Source organism: Terasakiispira papahanaumokuakeensis (assembly GCF_001709345.1).
Classification (GTDB): domain Bacteria; phylum Pseudomonadota; class Gammaproteobacteria; order Pseudomonadales; family Halomonadaceae; genus Terasakiispira; species Terasakiispira papahanaumokuakeensis.
Genome location: NZ_MDTQ01000001.1, coordinates 1,188,986 through 1,192,647 on the forward strand (window position 1 = coordinate 1,188,986; position 3,662 = coordinate 1,192,647).

General features: G+C 48.4%; 4 protein-coding genes. All 4 read right to left on the reverse strand.

Annotated elements, in window-relative coordinates:
• Nucleotides 1-540: 540 nt before the first annotated feature.
• Nucleotides 541-933, reverse strand: a complete 393-nt coding sequence (locus tag BFW38_RS05210; protein WP_068997429.1) for a hypothetical protein — start codon at nucleotides 931-933, stop codon at nucleotides 541-543.
• Nucleotides 934-952: 19 nt separating this feature from the next.
• The gene (locus tag BFW38_RS05215; protein ID WP_068997430.1) at nucleotides 953-2,221 is read right to left on the reverse strand and encodes an RHS repeat-associated core domain-containing protein; all 1,269 of its coding nucleotides are present in this window, start codon (nucleotides 2,219-2,221) and stop codon (nucleotides 953-955) included.
• Nucleotides 2,222-2,459: 238 nt separating this feature from the next.
• Entirely contained in the window at nucleotides 2,460-2,903 is a 444-nt protein-coding gene (locus BFW38_RS05220) for an Imm42 family immunity protein (RefSeq protein WP_068997431.1), read from the reverse strand.
• Nucleotides 2,900-3,662, reverse strand: a 763-nt coding sequence (locus BFW38_RS18300; RefSeq protein WP_218186364.1) for an RHS repeat-associated core domain-containing protein, incomplete at its 5' end; no start/stop codon positions are given. The genes BFW38_RS05220 and BFW38_RS18300, both read right to left, overlap by 4 nt.

Genomic DNA, 3,662 nt, shown 5'->3' on the forward strand with positions numbered 1-3,662 from the left:
AGTTGTTGTGGTGGGTAGAAATGTATAATGGCCTAGTATACTTTATACCTGAAAGGCTAATTATTGATAAGTCATGCAATATAGTGGATGCCTGGTGTTTGATGTTTTATTCTTTTATCATGCTTGATTCCATTTTTTGAGTCCACGTTTAACATGTGTACCTATTTTATGGGCCATTACAGAGGTGTTGGAAATGCTCGGCAGCAATGTATTTATTGTTGTTAAGTGAGTTGTTATTAGGTTCTATCATGAAAAGTCATGAATGTTATGCTATTCCAGTTCATTGAACAGGAGGAGATATGACAGGCCGTTACGAGCTTTCTGACCAGCGTTGGGAGATGATTAAAGATATTGTTTCTCAGCCACAGACAATGGGCCGCCCACGGCCCGGCCGCTGATTGTGCAGCGGCTCGCGAATAATGTCTTAGGGTAGGAGTGGAGTCAAGAGTAGGCCGTGTTGGTGGCTATGGGTGATTTAAGCACCGGGTGACACAGAAATATGAACACCCACTGATACACCTTTCCTGGTGTTTTTTAACACTAAACCACTATCACTTCTCCAGAGTTTAAATAAATTGAATAGGATTCAAATTCAGCATCTTCATCCGCTATAAACTCAATGTAGTTTGAATTATCAAATAAAATTTTTAGTGAAGAGAGACCTATTTGCTCTACTAAAGCTACATTATGCAGAACAAAGTCTATCAATGGAGCGCAAGTAGATGAATCCGAGTGATTACGCGCAACTCTCTGTGCTTTTATTTGATAATACAATGGTCCCTCAACACAAATAACTACTCTGTAGGGTTCTTCACCTATGGATTTTTCTGGTCGAGTAAACTCTAATCTAGTCATATTTGGACCAAAACAGACCATCTCCAGAAAGCAGCCTAAAAGAAAGTTTAAATCGAAATTTTCAGGTAATTTGTACATGATGATACTCATCAGCTCGTTATTTTCGTGGTTTTCGAGTCGGGGGCATTGAGTTTTCTGGAAGCGGTACATGGGTGTCTCCACGACCTTTACTAGGTTTACCTGTAGAAGGATCCATTGGCTGTTTATTCGAATTCTGCCAACGCCAATAACCATTCTCATACTCTTCAACAGGTGAAGAACCCGGAGGCATGACCCGTATATGCTCTCCATTTGCAGGGTTGGTGCCTTCAGGATAATAAACTTCACCACCATTTCGCCCTGGTTTACTAACCCAGTCAGAAAGGATTACTGGAGCTTGTTCAGGGTTGGTAATACTCTCAACACTCTTTGGGCTTTTTGCTCCTGTTGTAGCAGCCCCACCCCCACAACATTGCTTACTCAACCCCAGCGGGTCGATCCATCCTGTTGGGTTGGGGGCATATTGGTAGAGGTTTTCACCGCCCATGAGGCCGATGGGGTCTTGGGTGGTGAATCTGCCAATACGAGGATCATAGTAGCGAAAGCGGTTGTAGTGAAGGCCGGTTTCGGGGTCGTGGTATTGCCCTTGAAATCTAAAGGGGTTGTGGATGTTGGGGTTTTCGCCTTGGCCGTTGTGGGCTTGGGCGAGTTGGCCCCAGGCGCGGTATTGGCCGCTCCAGACTATGTGACCTTGGGTGTCGGTGATGTCTTGTGGGGTGCCGAGGTGGTCGGTCTGGAAGTAATAGAGTGTGGCCGTTTGCGCTTGATAGCAGCGCAGGGGTTGCCGGTCGGTGCCGGTGGCCGCGAGGGCGGTGTGGTCGAAGCCTGCGGTCAGCTGGGCCAGGGGGATGAAGCTGTCTGGCTCGTATAAATAGGTCGCGGTATGGGTCGGCACCAAGTCACTGGCGTCGAGGGTGTGGACCTGTTGGGCGATCGGCCGTGGAAATTTTCGCCTCGGGTTTTCGGGAATAAGGCCCGGTGGGCGGCTGCGGACGGGTGAGTGAATGTCACCTTCGAAGCGGGTTTCGCTTTGTAGCAGGTCGCCATCCCAAGTAAAGACCGTCAGTTCGGGCGCTTGGCCGTCGATCTCGACTTGTTTCCAGACGCGGCGGCCGAGGGCGTCGTAGCCGTATTCGGCTTTGGTTTGCGCTTTGACCGAATCGCCTGCGGCCGGGGCTTGGGCGTACTGGCAGGCTTCGACCAGCCGGTGTTCGGCGTCGTAGCGGTATTCCCAGGTGCTGCCGCCAACGGTAATGCTGCGGGTGAGGTTGCCGTGGGCATCATAGTGATAACGAGTGTCGGCGAAGCGTTTGAGCAGGTTACCCATCACGGTCGGGCCGCGATTGTTTTTGCCTTGAGCTGAGGTGCCGGTAATGGTGCTGTTCGTAATCGAGAGGTCCGCCCGCCATTCGGTGGCGCGGGTGTGCGAATCCGCTGCGGCGGCGTCTTGCGGGTCGATCAGGTTGCTGGCGGGTTACGTAGATCTCTAAGTACTGGGTGACACAGAAATATGAACACCCTCACACAGAAATATGAACACCCTCTAACCTCCTTATTGATAGCCTTTAATGTAATTCTTGTTCCAATTGGTTAATGACATCCTTAATAGATTCTCTACTTGTTGTGTATGACATCATGTTTTTGGGATAGCCTGGGTACTCAAAAAAAGAATTTTCCTCAAGCTCCCAGAATATTGTTATGCAATCTTCCACGGAGCATACTAAAATCCAGAAATCATCAAAAGTATCTCCAAGGTTGAGAAGAAAACGGTCATCGTTCTTTATTATTTTTAATAATTCATTTTTGTTTATCGGTATTTGGCTTATATTTATTTCTTCTGATTTTAGTTTTTTTAGTTGGTGATTTGTTGCTGACAACATCTGTTCATCATCTAAAGTTCCTATTTGAAAACCATTAATCCAAAGTATTAATCTGCCCATGAGATATTTGTTTTCATGGGTTTTTTCATACTCTATAGCAAAGTCGTCTTTATTTCCTATTACTCTCATTCTAAACCTCTCTGGATTCCTTTGGGAACGTGCCTTAACTCGATCTGTCTTGGTTTCCCTGTACTCGTTTTGCCTGCCGTTGATCCATTCCAATGCCAGTTTCCATTGCCATCGTTTTGGAAACGATGGTAAACAGCCTTTTTCCCGGTCCCTACTTTTGTCCAGCGGTTTCCATCTCCCGCTAATTTACTCTGATTCCATAATTGCTCATGGTTCTCAGGCAGGACGCTTTTGGAGCTATTGTAATTATTAGGACCCTTTCCACTCGGGTCATGGTGGCCAGGGTTTTCATAATTAGCCCCCCCACAACATTGCTTACTCAGCCCCAGGGGATCTACCCACCCCGTTGGGTTGGGGGCGTATTGGTAGAGGTTGTCACCGCCCATGAGGCCGATGGGGTCTTGGGTGGTGAATCTGCCAATACGAGGATCGTAATACCTAAACCGGTTGTAGTGAAGGCCGGTTTCGCGGTCGTGGTATTGCCCTTGAAATCTAAAGGGGTTGTGGATGTTGGGGTTTTCGCCTTGGCCGTTGTGGGCTTGGGCGAGTTGGCCCCAGGCGCGGTATTGGCCGCTCCAGACGATTCGGCCTTCAGTGTCAGTGATGTCTTGTGGGGTGCCGAGGTGGTCGGTCTGGAAGTAGTAAAGTGTGGCCGTTTGGGTTTGATAGCAACGCAGGGGTTGCCGGTCGGTGCCAGTCGCTGCGAGGGCGGTGTGGTCGAAGCCTGCGGTCAGTTGAGCCAGGGGGATGAAGCTGTCT